This window comes from Tardiphaga sp. 839_C3_N1_4, assembly GCF_051811045.1.
Taxonomy (GTDB): Bacteria; Pseudomonadota; Alphaproteobacteria; order Rhizobiales; family Xanthobacteraceae; genus Tardiphaga.
Genome location: NZ_JBPWQD010000001.1, coordinates 3,535,674 through 3,551,565, shown reverse-complemented (window position 1 = coordinate 3,551,565; position 15,892 = coordinate 3,535,674). Strand labels below are relative to the sequence as shown.

The 15,892-nt window shown below is 63.7% G+C and carries 13 protein-coding genes; 6 read left to right on the top strand and 7 right to left on the bottom strand.

All coding sequences use genetic code 11. The features are described 5' to 3' along the window. Nucleotides 1-30 precede the first annotated feature (30 nt). Together AB8A38_RS17020 and pdeM are read left to right on the top strand one after the other, a co-directional pair. Entirely contained in the window at nt 31-2,766 is a 2,736-nt protein-coding gene (locus AB8A38_RS17020; protein WP_439086759.1) for a ligase-associated DNA damage response DEXH box helicase, read from the top strand. A gap of 38 nt (nt 2,767-2,804) precedes the next feature. After that, nucleotides 2,805-3,497 carry a ligase-associated DNA damage response endonuclease PdeM gene (pdeM, locus tag AB8A38_RS17015; protein ID WP_439086757.1) on the top strand — a complete coding sequence of 231 codons (693 nt, stop codon included), beginning with the start codon at nt 2,805-2,807 and terminating at the stop codon, nt 3,495-3,497. A gap of 22 nt (nt 3,498-3,519) precedes the next feature. Here the strand turns inward: pdeM and AB8A38_RS17010 are convergent, their stop codons facing one another. Both AB8A38_RS17010 and AB8A38_RS17005 read right to left on the bottom strand, forming a co-directional pair. After that, nucleotides 3,520-4,053, bottom strand: a complete 534-nt coding sequence (locus AB8A38_RS17010; RefSeq protein ID WP_439086756.1) for an ureidoglycolate lyase — start codon at nt 4,051-4,053, stop codon at nt 3,520-3,522. Between the two features lie 80 nt (nt 4,054-4,133). Continuing rightward, the gene (locus AB8A38_RS17005) at nt 4,134-4,997 is read right to left on the bottom strand and encodes a LysR substrate-binding domain-containing protein (RefSeq protein WP_116664696.1); all 864 of its coding nucleotides are present in this window, start codon (nt 4,995-4,997) and stop codon (nt 4,134-4,136) included. Between the two features lie 95 nt (nt 4,998-5,092). Here AB8A38_RS17005 and AB8A38_RS17000 point away from each other — a divergent pair, with 95 nt between their 5' ends. From AB8A38_RS17000 to AB8A38_RS16990, 3 genes are all read left to right on the top strand, one after another. After that, nucleotides 5,093-6,019 carry a DMT family transporter gene (locus AB8A38_RS17000; RefSeq protein ID WP_439086755.1) on the top strand — a complete coding sequence of 309 codons (927 nt, stop codon included), beginning with the start codon at nt 5,093-5,095 and terminating at the stop codon, nt 6,017-6,019. A gap of 3 nt (nt 6,020-6,022) precedes the next feature. Continuing rightward, nucleotides 6,023-6,787 (top strand): MBL fold metallo-hydrolase, encoded by a 765-nt coding sequence (locus AB8A38_RS16995; protein ID WP_439086754.1) that lies wholly within the window; start codon nt 6,023-6,025, stop codon nt 6,785-6,787. Between the two features lie 73 nt (nt 6,788-6,860). Next, complete coding sequence (locus AB8A38_RS16990; protein ID WP_439086753.1) at nt 6,861-8,165, top strand: NRAMP family divalent metal transporter; 1,305 nt, start codon at nt 6,861-6,863, stop codon at nt 8,163-8,165. A gap of 127 nt (nt 8,166-8,292) precedes the next feature. On the opposite strand, the gene AB8A38_RS16985 is transcribed toward AB8A38_RS16990, so the two are convergent. From AB8A38_RS16985 to AB8A38_RS16965, 5 genes are all read right to left on the bottom strand, one after another. Continuing rightward, complete coding sequence (locus tag AB8A38_RS16985; RefSeq protein ID WP_439086752.1) at nt 8,293-9,066, bottom strand: TIGR02186 family protein; 774 nt, start codon at nt 9,064-9,066, stop codon at nt 8,293-8,295. Beyond that, nucleotides 9,063-9,992, bottom strand: a complete 930-nt coding sequence (locus AB8A38_RS16980; protein ID WP_439086751.1) for a sulfite exporter TauE/SafE family protein — start codon at nt 9,990-9,992, stop codon at nt 9,063-9,065. The genes AB8A38_RS16985 and AB8A38_RS16980 overlap by 4 nt, the downstream gene beginning before the upstream one ends. A 215-nt stretch (nt 9,993-10,207) precedes the next feature. Continuing rightward, complete coding sequence (locus AB8A38_RS16975; RefSeq protein ID WP_315840313.1) at nt 10,208-11,023, bottom strand: hypothetical protein; 816 nt, start codon at nt 11,021-11,023, stop codon at nt 10,208-10,210. Between the two features lie 115 nt (nt 11,024-11,138). Next, the gene (locus tag AB8A38_RS16970) at nt 11,139-14,546 is read right to left on the bottom strand and encodes a hypothetical protein (RefSeq protein WP_315840314.1); all 3,408 of its coding nucleotides are present in this window, start codon (nt 14,544-14,546) and stop codon (nt 11,139-11,141) included. Nucleotides 14,547-14,773: 227 nt separating this feature from the next. After that, nucleotides 14,774-15,325 carry a TetR/AcrR family transcriptional regulator gene (locus tag AB8A38_RS16965; protein WP_315840315.1) on the bottom strand — a complete coding sequence of 184 codons (552 nt, stop codon included), beginning with the start codon at nt 15,323-15,325 and terminating at the stop codon, nt 14,774-14,776. A 113-nt stretch (nt 15,326-15,438) separates the two neighbouring features. On the opposite strand from AB8A38_RS16965, the gene AB8A38_RS16960 reads away from it, so the two are divergent. Then, nucleotides 15,439-15,825, top strand: a complete 387-nt coding sequence (locus AB8A38_RS16960; RefSeq protein WP_120288154.1) for a nuclear transport factor 2 family protein — start codon at nt 15,439-15,441, stop codon at nt 15,823-15,825. The last annotated feature ends 67 nt before the right edge of the window (nt 15,826-15,892 follow it).

Genomic DNA, 15,892 nt, shown 5'->3' with positions numbered 1-15,892 from the left:
ATGACGGCTGAGAGTGCCTAGTTCTAACGCGTGCCGCCCCGTAAATCCGTCGCCAAACCCGACCTGCTGCCCGATCATTTCCTGCGCTGGTTCGCCATGCGCGGCTGGTCGCCGCGCGAACATCAATTGGCGCTGCTGCAGAAGGCGCGGGACGATCGCTCGGCGCTACTGATCGCACCGACAGGCGCGGGCAAGACGCTGGCTGGGTTTCTTCCGACGCTGGTGGAATTGAGCGGCAACAAAAACGCCGCGGGGCCTGCTCCCTCCCCCCTTGCGGGGGAGGGCAGGGGAGGGGGGGCCACAAGTGACGTCGTACCAGCGATACCCCCCTCCCGGCAGCCTGCGGCTGCCGACCTCCCCCGCAAGGGGGGAGGTAAGAAAGCAGCACCTGCGCTTGCCGGAAGCGCGCCGAGTAAGGTGGTCTCCACCGGCCGCACCGTTCAGCGCACCGGTGGCCTGCACACGCTCTACATTTCCCCGCTGAAAGCCCTCGCCGTCGACATCGCGCGCAATCTGGAAACGCCGATCGCGGAGATGCAGCTGCCGATCAAGGTCGAGACGCGCACCGGCGACACGCCGGTGTCGCGCCGGGCGCGGCAGCGGCGCTATCCGCCTGATATCCTGCTGACCACGCCGGAACAGCTGGCGCTGCTGTTGTCGTCCGACGACGCGCCGTTTCTGTTCTCGTCACTCAAGCGCGTTGTGCTCGACGAATTGCATGCGCTGGTGACGTCGAAGCGCGGGGATCTGCTGTCGCTCGGCCTTGCGCGGCTGTGGAAGCTTGCGCCTGAGATGCGGGCCATCGGCCTGTCGGCGACGGTCGCCGAGCCGGAATCGCTGGCGCGTTTCCTCGTGCCGCAGCGCGTTGGTGAAAGCGTTTCCGCCGATATCGTCATCGCCGGCGGCGCGGCCGAGCCGGTCGTCGAAATGCTCGACACCAAGGAACGGTTGCCCTGGGCCGGCCATTCCGCGCGCCATGCACTCGGCGAGATCTACGATCTCATCAAGGCCAACAAGACGACGCTGGTCTTCGTCAATACGCGCAGCCAGGCCGAGATGCTGTTCCAGGATCTCTGGCGCATGAATGACGACGGTCTTGCTATCGCGCTGCATCACGGCTCCCTCGACGTCGCGCAGCGCCGCAAGGTCGAGGACGCGATGTCCGCCGGTAAGTTACGCGGCGTGGTCTGTACCTCGTCGCTCGATCTCGGCGTCGACTGGGGCGATGTCGATCTCGTCATCAACGTCGGCGCGCCCAAGGGCGCGTCACGCCTGATGCAGCGGATCGGCCGCGCCAATCACCGCATCGATGAAGCTTCGCGCGCTGTACTAGTTCCGGCCAATCGTTTTGAGGTGCTGGAATGTCGCGTCGCCATCGATGCTGTTGCCGAGAATGCGCAGGACACGCCGCCGCTGCGGACTGGCTCGCTCGACGTGCTGGCGCAGCACGTGCTCGGCTGCGCCTGCGGTGCGCCGTTTCGCGCGGACGATCTCTATGACGAAGTGCGTTCGGCGGCGCCCTATGCAGAACTGTCGCGTGTCGATTTCGACGATACCGTGGAGTTCGTGGCGTCCGGCGGCTATGCGCTCAAAATCTACGAGCGTTTCGCCCGTATCAAGCAGGACGCCTCGGGCAGATGGCGGGTCACCAATCCGAAGGTGCGCCAGATGTATCGCATGAATGTCGGCACCATCGTCGAGGATACGATGCTGAAGGTGCGGCTGGTGCGCGGTGGCAGCGGAAAAGGCAAAAAGGGTGTCACTGGTGCGCTGGCGCGCGGGGGACGCATGCTCGGCCAGATCGAGGAGTATTTCATCGAAGGTCTCGTGGTCGGCGATACCTTTGTGTTCGGCGGGGAAGTCGTGCGCTACGAATCCCTTGTCGAGGACCAGGTCTATGTCTCGCGCGCCCATGACAAGGACGCCAAGGTGCCATCCTATATGGGCGGAAAGTTTCCGCTCTCGACCTATCTCGCCGAACGCGTGCGCAAATTACTGGATGACGAGCGCGCCTGGAAAGGCCTGCCCGACCAGGTGCGCGAGTGGCTGTCGCTGCAGGCTCATGTGTCGCATGTGCCCGGCGCGCGCGAATTGATGGTCGAGACCTTTCCGCGCGCCGACAAGCATTATCTCGTCTGCTATCCATTCGAGGGCCGCCTCGCGCATCAGACGCTGGGCATGCTGCTGACGCGGCGGCTGGAACGTGCGCGGGCGCGGCCGCTGGGCTTTGTCGCCAATGAATATGCGCTGGCCATATGGGGCCTCGGCGACACGTCGCACATGATCAGGCAGGGCAGGCTCGATCTTGCCGCTTTGTTCGATCCCGACATGCTCGGCGACGATCTCGAAGCATGGCTCGCGGAATCGGCGCTGATGAAACGGACGTTCCGCACCTGCGCGGTGATTTCGGGGCTGATCCACACGCGTTTCACCGGCGAGGAGAAGTCGCGCCGTCAGGTGCTGTTCTCCACGGACCTGATCTACGACGTGTTGCGCAAGCATCAGCCCGATCATGTGCTGCTGCGTGCCGCGCGCGCCGATGCGGCGACGGGATTGCTGGACATTCGGCGATTGAGCGACATGCTGACGCGCATCCAAGGCCGCATCATTCACCGGGAACTCGATCGCGTCTCGCCGCTGGCGGTGCCGGTGATGCTGGAAATCGGCCGTGAAGCGGTATACGGCGAGGCGTCCGACGAGCTCCTGGCGGAAGCCGCCGAGGAACTCGTGAAAGAGGCGGCGGGATTCGAAGAGACGCGATCGTAAGGGTTTTGCGAATCTCGCATTCGTCTTAAAAGAGCACCATGCACGCTGAAACCATCACCGTCGACATGAGCACCGTCAGCATCGCCGGCGTCACGCTGGCTGCGGATCTGTCGGGCGCCTTGTATTGGGAAGAGCAGAAACTTCTCGTGGTGTCTGATCTGCATCTCGAAAAGGGCTCGAGCTATGCCAATCGCGGCGTCCTGCTGCCGCCCTACGATACGATCGCAACACTCGGCCGTCTTGGTGCGGTGATCGCGCGTCACGATCCGCGCATCGTGATTGCGCTCGGCGACAGTTTCCACGACCGTGACGCCCACGAGCGGTTGTCGCCGGCCAATCGCGGCCTGCTGTCCGCCTTGCAGATGCGCCGCGACTGGATCTGGATATCAGGCAATCACGATCCCGCCTTGCCGCCGGATCTCGGCGGCACCGTCGCGGAAGAAGTCGCCATCGGCCCGGTCACCTTCCGTCATGAGCCGACAGGTGCTGCAGGCGAGATTGCCGGTCACCTGCATCCAAAGGCGCGTGTCAGCACCCGCGGTCGCGCTGTGGAGCGTCGTTGCTTTGCGAGCGACGGCACCCGCGCGGTCATGCCGGCCTTCGGCGCTTATACCGGTGGGCTCAACATCCGCGACGCGGCATTCGCGAAAATCTTCCAGACCCTCGGCTTCGTTGCCCATGTGCTCGGAGACCGGCGTATGCACGCCATCGCAGCGTCGCGCTGCTGCTAGATCAGCGATATCCAATAGATCGTCATTCTGCCTGGATCAGGCGAACGAGTGTGATCTCCGAGATGGCAGACTCCTTCGCAGGGCGCTCGTTGACGAGATGGTCGATAAGATCCTCAGTCGTCGAGCCACGGGTCAGCATCAGGCAGGTCGCATTGTCGGCGCGCGTTGCGTGCCAAACGCCGGGACGCATGCAGATTCCGACACCGGGAGACAAACGATAAGCTCGAAGGGTCGACAAATTCGGCCGCTGGTGTGCGTCACTCAAGCAAAGGATCTGAACGATCTCTTTCGTGAGCGGCACGACCGCCTGCTGGGTCAGGTGATGGACTTCGAGCTTTGAGACAAGCGGATTGTTGTCGCGATACTCGACCCACAAGACCTCGGTGTTGCCTCCCGTGCCGGGATCAAAGAAGTGTTCGTGCCAGAAATCGCTCGCCGGGCTTCGAAAACCGACCGCGTCTTTTTTGAGCGGATCGGTTTTGCCGAGCACCCATCCGAAGGGCTCGAACGACGTGGGACTCAGAGCCTCGACAGTAACAGCGTTGGATGTCGGCATGGAGGGCTCCTGCGGCTCGTGTCTGAAGCGTGGCTTCCATGGCCTTGCAAACCGACGAGCATTTAAAAGAAAGAGCGACCTTACGCCGCCTTCGCCTGCACCGTATCGCAGAACTCAGCGAGGTGGTCGGCAAGCCGCAGCGTTGCCGGGCTCGCATCGGGGGCGGCCATCAGCGTCACTTCAGTCTGGTCGATCGGCGCGAAGCCTTCCTTCGCCGTCAGGATGCGATGGTCGGCCTGGATAGCCATGTCGGACAGGATACTGAGGCCAAGTCCGGCGGCGACCGCAGCCTGGATGCCGGCGAGGCCGGAGCTCGTATAGGCCATGTGCCAACTGCGGCCTGCCGCCTCGATGGCATGGATCGCGCGGGTCCGGTAAAGGCAGCCGGCGGGAAAGCCGATCAACGGGACCGACCGGATGGCGGGGTCGATCGGATGCGCCTTGCTCGTGACCCAATGGATCCGCTCGGGCCACACGGCAATGCCACCTTTCTCACCGGCGGCGCGCTTGAACAGTGCCAGGTCGAGTTCGCCGCGTTCGAGATCGCGGCGCAAATATGTGCTCTGATCGGCGCGTACGTCGAGCCGCAAACCGGGCCGCGACCGCGAAAAATTCGCCAGCAATTCGGTCAGGCGATAGGCCGCGAAATCCTCGGGGATGCCGAGCCTGACAGCGCCTTCATTGGTCGGCCGGGCCAGCACGTCGCGGGCTTCCTCCGCCAGCGCCAGCAGCCGTCGCGCATAGGACAAGAGCCGCTCGCCGGCTTCGGTCGGCGTCACGTCCTTGCCGGTGCGGTTCAGCAGCGGCTGGCCGATATCCTCTTCCAGTCGTTTGATTTGCTGGCTGACGGTCGATTGGGTGCGGTGAACGCGCTCGCCGGCGCGGGTAAAGCCGCGGGCATCGACCACCGAGACGAAGCTGCGCAGGAGTTCGAGATCCAGCATCGGCTGTCCATTCGTTTTTCAACTGGCAACAAGTATATCATTTAATTTCCAAATGGGAAGGCAGGAGCATAGATCAGCGGCAAAGGAGATTTCCGATGTCCCTCGCGCCGTCAGTCGCGGTTCCCCGTGCCGCCTTCAATCCGCTGCCGATCTATATCGGCATCTTCTGTCTGCTCTGGAGTTTCTCCTTTGTCGCAGGGAAGATCGCCGTCACCGATTGCCCGCCGCTCATTTTGCTCGCCGCGCGGTTCTCGCTGGCTGGTGTTCTGATCCTTGGCATTTCCGCCCTGCGCCACGGTGCCTGGTCGCTCTCTTGGCGCGATGTCGCGGCCTACGCCGTCATCGGCCTGGCCAATAACGCGCTGTATCTCGGCCTCGGCTATACCGGCCTGCAAACCATCTCCGCCGGTCTCGGGGGCCTGGTCGTCAGCGCAAACCCGGTGTTTACGGCTGTGTTCGCAGCGCTGTTGCTGAAGGAGCCGCTCACCGGACGCAAGGTCGCCGGGCTCTTGCTTGGCATCGCCGGCGTCACCTCGATCGTCTGGCACCGCATATCGGTGGGCACCGACAGCGCACAGGGCATCGTATTCACGCTGGCATCGCTCGCGTCCATCGTGACCGGGACGATCCTGTTCAAGCTGCTGGCACCGAAGGGCAGCCTGTGGATCGGCAACGGCGTGCAGAATCTTGCGGCCGGCGTGGTGCTGATCCCGGTGGCGCTCACGTTTTCCGATATTGGCGCGATCGTGCCGAGTGCGCGATTGATCGGTTCGTTTGCTTTCCTCACATTGGGCGGTTCTATCCTCGGTTATCTGCTGTGGTTTCATCTCCTGAAGACCTGCGGCGCCACCGCGGCCAGCGCCTATCACTTCCTGATGCCACCCCTCGGCATGCTGTTCGCCTGGATGGTGCTCGGCGAGCATGTCGAAAGTCGTGATCTCCTGGGGATCGTCCCGGTCGCCCTCGGTATCTATCTCGTCACCAGACCGGCCGCTTCACCCGCCCCCCTGCGACAGGAGTAGTTCATGTCTCTCACCATCACCCTGATCGGCGGCCCCACCGCGCTGATTGAATTCGACGGCTTCCGGCTGCTCACTGATCCGACCTTCGATCATCCGGGCGCCTACAAGCTGCCGCATGTCACGCTGGAAAAACTCGTCGGCCCCGCAATCTCCGCTGCGCAAGTCGGCGCGGTCGATGCGGTGCTGCTCAGTCACGATCAGCACTCCGACAATCTCGATAATTCCGGGCGCGATTTCCTGCGCCACGCGCCGCGCGCGCTGACAACCATTGCGGGCGCCAAGCGCCTCGGTGGAGATGTCGAAGGTCTCGCGCCATGGGACAGCACCGAGCTTGCAGGCAAGGATGGTCACGCGCTGACGATCACCGCGACGCCCGCGCGTCATGGCCCGGCCGGCATCGAGCCGCTGTCGGGCGATGTCATCGGATTCGTGCTGAGCTCGAACGCGCCGGGGAGCAGGCCGATCTACATTACAGGCGACACCGTCTGGTTCGATGGCGTCGCCGAGGTCGCGCGGCGTTTTCCGGCCGGCGTGGTGCTACCCTTCGCCGGCGCGGCGCAAACCCGCGGGCCATTCCACCTCACCATGGACACCAATGACACGATCGAGACGGCGCGCGCGTTTCCCGATGCGACGATTGTGCCGGTCCACACCGACGGATGGGCGCATTTCAAACAGACCGCCGGCGATTTGCGCGCATCCTTCGATACGCTCGGCTTCGGTGCTCGTTTGCGTATCCTCGAACCGGGTGTGCGGACCTTGATCTAGCCCATTGCCAGTCCCTGCTTCGGAACGTTAGCTGCGACGGCACGTTGCCGAGCGGTGAGATGGCAGGGATCAGATGTCGGACCAGTCGAGCGAGAAGCCTGATGATCAAGAGGGAGAAGCTGCTGGTCCGAAAGGCTTTCTGAAACGGCTTGGTCCTGGTCTGATCACCGGCGCTTCCGACGACGATCCGTCCGGTATCGGCACCTATAGTCAGGCCGGGGCACAACTTGGTTACGGCATCGGCTGGACGATGCTGCTGACCTTTCCGCTGATGGTCGCGATCCAGGAAATTTCCGGACGTGTCGGCAGCGTGACCGGTCGCGGCATTTCCGGCAATGTCTGCCGGCACTATCCGGCGCCGCTGCTGCATCTCATCGTGTCGCTGCTGTTCATCGCCAATACGATCAATATAGCGGCCGATCTCGGCGCCATGGCCGATGCCACCAAGCTGCTCGTTGGAGGTCACGGCATCATCTATGTCGTTCTGTTCGGCGCGCTCTCGGTCGGCGCGCAAATCTTCTTTGACTACAAGCGCTATGTTTCGGTGCTGAAATGGCTGACGCTCTGCCTGTTCTCCTATGTCGCCGCGCTTGCGGTGGTGAAGGTCGACTGGAGCGCGGCTCTCACAGGCATCCTGCTGCCGCAAATCACCTGGAGTGGCTCGTATCTCACCACCATAGTCGCCATTCTCGGGACGACGATTTCGCCCTATCTGTTCTTCTGGCAGGCCTCGCAGGAGGCGGAGGACGAACGTATCGATCCCCACAAGGCTCCGTTGATCGAGAGGCCGATTGGTGCCGCGATGGAGTTTTCGCGCATTCGGGCCGACACGATCGTCGGCATGGCATTTTCGAACCTGATCGCGCTGTCGATCATCATCACGGCTGCGGCCACGCTCAATGCCTCCGGCAAGACGGATATCGAGAGTTCGGCGCAGGCGGCTGAAGCCTTGCGTCCGATCGCCGGAGTATTTGCGGAGTGGATATTTGCGCTGGGCATCGTCGGTACCGGTCTGCTGGCGATCCCGGTGCTCGCGGGCTCGACTGCCTATGCTGTGGGCGAAGGTCAGCGCTGGCTGGTCGGCCTCGATCGCAAGCCGCGCGAAGCCGTGGCGTTCTACTCGGTGTTGGCACTGTCCGCCGTGATCGGGATCGCGCTGAATTTCACCTCGATCAACCCAATCTCGGCGCTGTACTGGAGCGCGGTCATCAACGGTGTGCTCGCGGTACCGGTGATGGTGCTGCTGATGGTGATGTCGCGCCGCAAGGATGTGATGGGCGATTTTGTGATCAAGGGGCCGCTGTACTGGCTCGGTTGGCTGTCGACGGCAGCAATGGCCGTCAGTGTGGTGGCGATGGTGGTGGGGATATTTTTGTAGCGCGCAGAATCCTCAACCGTCATTGCGAGGAGCGAAGCGACGCGGCAATCCAGAAGGCCACAAGCGAAGGAAGACTGGATTGCTTCGTCGCAAGGGCTCCTCGCAATGACGGCGGTGAGAGTAGAGTTTAATCCCGCCTGAACACGATCGACGCGGCCCAGCCGGACATCAGCGCCATCGCGGCGGTGAGCAGCCCGTAGATGAAACCGTGATTGCGCGCGGCATTGGCAACGAACTGCTCGAAGCCGATCTTGACGATATCGAACGCCGTCTCCGCTTTCGAGATCAGTGCACCGTCGGCGAACAGTTTGATCTCGACATCGTAGGTTCCGATGGGCACCTCGGCAGGCAGCGGAATGCTGGTTCGGAACAGTGTCGGTGTCAGGAATGTCACCGCTGAGGTTTCCTCGCGATACAGTCCATGTTCCTTGCGCAGTCGCACAAAGGCGCTCCGGAACGGGTCTGTGGCCACGACGTCGGCATAGTCGGTGCCGACGCGCTGGGTCAGCAGGACGTTGTTGATTCCGAGTTGCTGGCGGCGCTGTATGTCGGTAGGCGCGATGGCGTCCATAGGACGGTTGGAAAACACGGCGAGATAGGAGGGCACCTGCAGGAACTGGCGCGAATCCGTGTTGATCCAGATGCCGAAGCGACGTTCCTTGCGCCGGGTCGTGAGGTCGGTGCGCGGTCCGTTGACGGTGACGACGAGATTGTAGTTGTTGCGGCCGGGCGGTGTCTTGTCGTCTTTCTCGACAGCGCCGAACAGCACCAGTTCCTCGCCGGCATAATTCGGCGTTACGGTCACGCGATGGTTCGACACCGAGACGATCAGTTGCTCGGCGCGGGCCGGGGCGAGCATTCCGATGCCGAGTGCGGCGATGATCGGGAGCGCGCGTATCATGGAGCGACGCCTCCGGTCTCGCGGATCGTGAACAGATCCGCGGGGCGAATGACCAGTTCCACGGCGAAGCGGACGCCGACCGCCAGGATCAGAAGGCCCAGCAGCAGGCGCAAATGCTCGCCGCGAATCTTCTGCCCGGCGCGGGCGCCGAATTGTGCGCCGGTGACGCCGCCGACCATCAGGATGAGGGCCAGTACTGCATCGACCAGATGATTGGTGACGGCGTGCAGCAATGTCGCGATCACCATGGTGACCAGCGTCAGCACCATGGATGTGCCGATAACCGTCGAAGTCGGAATGCGCAGCCAGTAGATCAGGATCGGGATCAGGATAAAGCTGCCGCCGATGCCCATCACGGCGCCGATGAAGCCGATCAGGAGGCCGACGGCGATTACCGGGATCACCGAGAGATAGATCTTGGAGCGCTTGAACCGCATCTTCAGCGGCAGGCCGTGAACCCAGCTATGGCTGCCGGAGCGGCGCAGGTTCACGGGATCACCGCGCCGGATGCGCAGCAGCGCGCGCAGGCCCTCCCAGAACATCAAGCTGCCGACGGCGGTGAGCAGGATCACATAGGACAGCGAGATGGTGAGGTCGAGCTGGCCGAGATTGCGCAGCTGCGTGAATGCCCACACCCCGAGCGCCGTGCCCACCACGCCGCCGGTCAGAAGGACACTCGCAAGCGCGGGATCGATGGCGCGGCGTCGCCAGTAGGACAGCGCACCGGAGAAAGACGAGGCTGCAATGTGGCTCGCGACCGATGCGACCGATACTGCAGGAGCGATGCCGACGAAAATCAGCAGCGGTGTCATCAGGAAGCCGCCGCCGATCCCGAACATGCCGGAGACGAAGCCGACTGCAGCGCCCATCGCCAGGATGAGCAACACATTGATCGGAATGTCGGCGATCGGGAGATACAGTTGCACGCGCGTTCGCTTCGGAATTCTGGCCCTGAGTTGGGCCGAAACCGCTCACGGCGTGGTTCTGGAGGCGGCGCGGATTGCGAGCCGCGTCCTCGTCTTAGACGATATCGTCCGTTGATGGGATTAAAGAATTCGGTAAAGGCGCGGTTTTCCGCCTCTACCGATGATGCACCTTTCAAGGTGGTAAATTTTGTTGGGCCAGGCGCAGGCCGGCGGCGTCACGACTTCCTGGCCGGATCGGTGACGAGGTTCATGGCGGCAGCCTCGCTGGTGCCGAGCCAGCGGATTTTCTCGGTGGCTGACATGGCTTCCACGACCGACGAGGCCACGCCCATCTTGGTCATGTAGCTCAGCACATAGCCCATGGTGCGCTGCGCGGACGCGACAGGATCTGCCCCTGGCTTGGGCGACACAAAGCGGTGAACACCCAGCTTTGAGCCCTCGACGCCGATGCGGGCCTTGCCGCCGGCATAGGTCATCACGCAGGCGCTGGCGCAATAGGACGGTTTGATCCGGCCCGCCGAATCTACCGTGCCCACGGCGGTGGTCAGCCCGCGCGCGCGGATGATCTCGCCCATGATGATGGCCTGGCCGACATTTCCGCCGGGAGACGACAGCAGCACGGTATCGCCGGGCGTGAGTTTGGCTTCATCGAGCTTTTCGCGAAACCAGCTCGCAGTGGCCGGGCCGATCTCGCCCGTGATCGCCAGCGCCGGGCGGCCACGGCCTGAATTGTCCGGATCGAGACTTCCGACCTCCGAAGACGACATGCTCGGCGAGACATAGAGGTCTTTCCAATAGGCCCAGGCTTCGGGTTTGGAGAGCTCCTGATAGGCCTGCGCACCGATACCGCCGAATATCACGACCGCGAATGCGACCGAGGGCCAGTTGAACCATTTGCTGCGCGGTGCCTCGCGCGGCGGGGGCTGCGATGGGGCAGGCGGCTCGGCGGGACGTGCGGCCCAGGGGTTGACCGTAGGGATCCCTGATGGGCGTTCCGCGTCCCCCGATGTGTCGTCATTTCGAAAAGACAAACCAGTTTCCTCGTCGTTCAGTCCGGCTCGGCGCGCACGTCACTGCGGCAAGTCTGCTGAAGGTTTGTTGAGGAAATAAGACCGCCGGTTCGATCCGGCGGTCCAGAAATCTGGCCTAGCGCGCGGCCCGTTTGCCCATCGATGCTTTCGCCCCGGCCTGTGCCGGCGTGGCATCCCAACCGCCCGCGGGCGTCGCCACGTTAATGGCGTCATCGGGCTGGCCTTCCGGCGCGAAAGTCTGGACCGCCAGCCTGGCCGCGGCCAGCGACTGCGGATCGAGGCGCTTGGCGATGTCGTCGCGCTTGCGGCCGGCATCGACGTCGCCCTGGGCGGCGGCGAGGCTGAACCACTTGAAGCTCTCGGCGAGGTTCTGTTCGACGCCGATGCCGCGGGCATAGAGAATGCCGAGATTGAACTGGCTGTCGGCCACGCCGCGATCGGCAGCCTTGCGGAACCAGTACGACGCGCTCTTGTAGTTGGCGCCCTTGGTGCCGCCATCGGCATCGAGCACGGCGAGATTGTGCATCGCCTTGGCGTTACCACGGTCGGCGGCGAGCACGTAGTAGCGGCGGGCGACGTCGAGATCCTTCTTCGCGCCGAGGCCCTTCTCGAACAGCGCGCCCAGGCGGAACATGGCCGGCACGACATTGGCCTGCGCCGCGCGGTCATACCACTTGGCGGCTTCGTCGTAGTTCTGCGCCACGCCCTTGCCTTCGGCATAGCGGACGCCGATTTCGAACGCGGCAGAGGCGTCGCCCTTGAGCGCAGCGTTGCGCAACGCGGTGCTGCCGATCGTCTCGGGCAGGCGCTCGCCGGCGGGGATCGAGGCCGTGGTGATCTTCTGACCGCTCGACGGCAGTACCGGCCCGGTAGCACTGGCCTGCGGCGCGGCAATGCTGCCGGTTACATCGGGTGACACATATGGCACGGGCGCGGCCTGCGGCACCGGCTGCGGCGCAGGCTCGACAGCGGCGGGCGGCGGTGCGATCAGCGACTGCTTGCCGATCGGGGTCGGCGATGTCATCGACGGCGTTGCCTGCGCGGGTGCGGCAGGCTTGCTCTGGATTTCGGCCGGCTCGGGCGCGTTCAGCTGCAGCGGCGGTGACGAGTGAATATTCTCGGCCACCGGCGCGGGCGAGCCGCTGTCCAGCAGCGTCATCGCCATCTTGAACGAGCCGAGCACGATCACGACCACGCTGGCGCCGACCAGCAGCGAGCGGATCTTCGAGCCGATCGTGGAGGATGACTTTTCGCTATCGGCGAGCTGCGGCCCGGATCTGGTGGCCTTCGATTTGTCGGTCCTGGATTTGTCAGACCTGGACTTGTCGTTGCCGGTTGCGGCGGCAGCCTGTGCGGCGCGGCGCGCGGCAGCAATGAAACTCGACGCGGTGGCCTGTTGGGGCGCATCGACGGCGATTTCGCTGATCGCGTCTTCCGACGCGGCGATGCGTTCGGATGGCGATGCGCCGCGACCCTGCGGACGCGTGCCGGGTTCGAGCGGATGATCCGGCGGCAGCGCCGGGTCAACCATCGGGCGCGGCGACGGACGCTCTGCAGCGGATGAAGACTGCGCGACTGGCTTTGGCGCGGGCGGAGGATCGAGAATGTCGCTGATCGCCTTCGGCATCGGGAAGGCCGATGCCGGCTCGTGCGAGATCGCAGTCGCGGCGAAGTCGCGCGGCGCCGCATCGAAATGAACCTGCGGCGGACGCACCTCGACCTGCGACGGCGCAGCCTGTGGCTTCACCGGATTGGGCATCTGCGGACGCGGCGGAGCCGGCACCGAAACATCTGGTGCGGTCGCCGGGCGCGGGGGCGGAGCGGGTGTTGCAACGGGCGCTGATTGCTTGGCAGGCGCGGCGCTGACCGCGCGCAGATCGCCCTCGATCCTTGCGAGGCGATCGACCACATGGCCGAGCGTGGAGTGCACCACCTCAAGCGAATCCTGCGTGTGGCGGTCGGTTTCCGACTGGCTGAAGCGCATGTCGGAGAGTTCGCGCTTGATCGTGTCGACCAGGCCGGGATCGACCGACGGCGCTTTGCTGCGGGGATTGTCCAGCGCGGCGAACATCGACTGCTGGCGTTCGAGATGGCGCAGGATGTCCTGCAGCCCGTCCTCGACGCGGCCGAGATTGTTGCCGCGCGTATCCGTGATGCTCTCCATCCGCTCGAGCAGATAGGAGACGCGCTGTTCGAGATGCGCGAAGGCCGACGACGAGTCATTGCCCACCGGCATATGGTCGAGACGCTCGGACAGCGTCCGCAATGCGGTTTCCAGATGATCGGAGCTCGCCATGACAGCCGGGCGCTCGCGATTTTCCAGCGCTGCCGTCAGCGTCATGATGCGCGCCTCAAGCGCGGCAAAGGAATCGCTGTTGTCGGCGCGTGCAAGCTGATCGACCTTCGACGACAGCGTCTGCAGGTCGTCGCTGAGACGGCCGAGCGCTTCGTTGGAGGCGACGTTGGACACGATGGCGCGCAGCGCGGCGATCGCGCCCTGCAGCTGTTCCATGGTGCCGGGATCGTTGCTCGAGCGCACGATCAAGTCGATCTTGCCGCCGAGATTGCGGATCGCCTCGTCGAAGCCGGCGAGCTGTTCGGCTGGCGTCAGCGTGGTCAACGTCTTGTGGATGTCGGCGAGTGCGCGTTCGAGATTGGCCAGTACGTCGCCGTCGATGCCGCTGTGGCGGTTGTCGTCGATGCGGCGGCCGAGTTCACGGATCTCGTTCTCGATCGACTCGATGGCGCGGCGCGGCATCGCTTCGGTGATGACGTTGCGGATCTCGGCAAGCTCGCTGCGGAAGGCCGCGATCGACTGCTCGATATTGTTGTCCGGGCGCTGCAGCGCATCGATCTTGGTCGTGATCTGGAACAGCTGCCGCTCCAGGCCGGACATATCCGGCATGAAGCTCTGCGGCGGCGCGGCAGGTTGTGCGTAAGGCGGCTGTACAAATGACGGTGCAATCGGCGGCGCATTTCGCGGGGCCATCCGCGGCGTACCGTCGAGTTCGCCCTGGCGGGCGGCAATCTCGGCGATGGCGAAGTCCAGCGAGAACGGATCGATCGGCGGCGAGGCGCTATAGACCTGATTGGCGGCGCGCTCGACCATATCGATGCGTGGCTGCTGCTGTGTCGGCGCGGGGCGATATGTGGGTTCACTGATTTGCGACAAGCGCGCGTCGAGCCGTGAAATCGCATCATTGAGCTGGCGCGCAACGCCGGGCTCGCTGTTGCGCTGTGCAGGCTTCGAGAACAGTTCGATCTGCCGGGCAATGGCATCGAGCCGTTCGTGGATTTCGACGACATCGGCAGCGTCGCGCTGCGGCAGGGCCGCACGCGGGGTGAGGGGGCGTTCCTGGTCGCGCGGGCGTGCGTTGGGCGAGTTATAGCGCGGGGGAGCTTCGCCGATGGTCGAGTTCAGCCAGTCGCCCAGCGACATCCCGGCACGGCGCGCCGCGGCTTCGGCCCGCTCGCGAACCGATGGCTCAATCCCGTCAACACTCCACGATACGCGCGAATTCATGCTTTGGTCCGGTTCCGAGCTTGACGCCCACCAGCGCCTGCAGCGTCCCCCGCGCGTCCCATTGTGAAGACAATCGTAACGTGCGCGGGTCGTCTGCCTCTGATCCGGACTTTTCAGGGTTAGGGTAAATAACGGGTTAAGGATCGGGCCGAGCGGGCCTTAAAAGTTAACTCGCTGATACACTTGCGCCGATTTGCAGGTAGGATCGGATGTCTCTGGCTTTGGCGTCAGCGCGTAAACAGCGCACTCAAATCGTCGACATCCAGTTCGGTGATGGCGCTGTGGCGCGGGTCCATGACGGCGGACTGGCCGATATAGGCCCAGTAAAGAAATTCGGCACGGGGCAGCGCCCGCTGGCTTTCCACCCCGGCCTCGATCAGCCATTTCGCCATGTAGCCGACCCGTCTCGCATCCACCGAGGCGACCATTTTGGCGACGTCTGCGTCAGTCGAGGCCATGGCGCGGATGGCACGGTCCAGGCTGCGGTCTTCGTTGAAAGCGAGCTTCATCAGATGGGTCAGGCGTGCGGCGCCCACGATCGACGTATCGATCCCCTCGATCACCTGATCGGTCGTCCGCTCCTGCCAACGCTGCAGAAGCTGCAGCCGAAACTCCGATATATCCTTGAAATGCCAATAGAAACTGCCGCGTGAGACGTTCAGTCCGGTGGCCAGCGCGCCGACCTTCAGCGCGTCGGCGCCCTGCCGCGCGAGGATCCTCAGCCCGTGATCGAGCCAGGCCGAACGGGTCAGGCGGTCTTTGGTCAGTTGGTCATCCATCCCTCGACCATACACATGTGTATTGACGAAATCCACGCTCTGGCGTTAACGTCCATGCAGAAGTGTATGGAGCGGCGCTGGCCGAACAGTGCCCGATGCGGGAGGGAGAGCCGATGAGCGTGAGCGGCCTCGATAGATGGTACAGCTTCATGCGGTCTCATGACCGGGCGATGCTGTGGGACCTGCTGCATCCGGATGCCGTGTTCGAAAGCCCGGTCGTGCATGCGCCGCAGCGGGGCCGTGAGATCGTGTTCAAGTATCTGACGACTGCAGAGAAAGTGCTGGGTGGCCCCGGCTTCGCTTACAAAGGCGAATGGCGCAGCGACAACGGCGCGGTGCTCGAATTCGAGAACGAGATCGAAGGCATCAAAATCAATGGCGTCGACATGATCACCTTCGCCGATGATGGACGCATTACCCACTTCAAGGTGATGGTCAGGCCGCTCAAGGCCATCAACCTGTTGCACCGGTTGATGGGCGAGGAATTGGCGCGGCAATGAGCCGCCAGCTGCTTGCTTCATCTCCGATAACAATTGCGTAAATCTGACACGGCGGCGCCGTATCATC

Excerpts from the sequence above, each read along its gene's own strand:
- AB8A38_RS16960 (WP_120288154.1), top strand. The coding sequence starts at position 15,439 with ATGAGCGTGAGCGGCCTCGATAGATGGTACAGCTTCATGCGGTCTCAT.
- AB8A38_RS16995 (WP_439086754.1), top strand. The coding sequence starts at position 6,023 with ATGTCTCTCACCATCACCCTGATCGGCGGCCCCACCGCGCTGATTGAA.
- AB8A38_RS16965 (WP_315840315.1), bottom strand. The coding sequence starts at position 15,325 with ATGGATGACCAACTGACCAAAGACCGCCTGACCCGTTCGGCCTGGCTC.
- AB8A38_RS17005 (WP_116664696.1), bottom strand. The coding sequence starts at position 4,997 with ATGCTGGATCTCGAACTCCTGCGCAGCTTCGTCTCGGTGGTCGATGCC.
- AB8A38_RS17010 (WP_439086756.1), bottom strand. The coding sequence starts at position 4,053 with ATGCCGACATCCAACGCTGTTACTGTCGAGGCTCTGAGTCCCACGTCG.
- pdeM (WP_439086757.1), top strand. The coding sequence starts at position 2,805 with ATGCACGCTGAAACCATCACCGTCGACATGAGCACCGTCAGCATCGCC.
- AB8A38_RS16970 (WP_315840314.1), bottom strand. The coding sequence starts at position 14,546 with ATGAATTCGCGCGTATCGTGGAGTGTTGACGGGATTGAGCCATCGGTT.
- AB8A38_RS16985 (WP_439086752.1), bottom strand. The coding sequence starts at position 9,066 with ATGATACGCGCGCTCCCGATCATCGCCGCACTCGGCATCGGAATGCTC.
- AB8A38_RS16990 (WP_439086753.1), top strand. The coding sequence starts at position 6,861 with ATGTCGGACCAGTCGAGCGAGAAGCCTGATGATCAAGAGGGAGAAGCT.
- AB8A38_RS17000 (WP_439086755.1), top strand. The coding sequence starts at position 5,093 with ATGTCCCTCGCGCCGTCAGTCGCGGTTCCCCGTGCCGCCTTCAATCCG.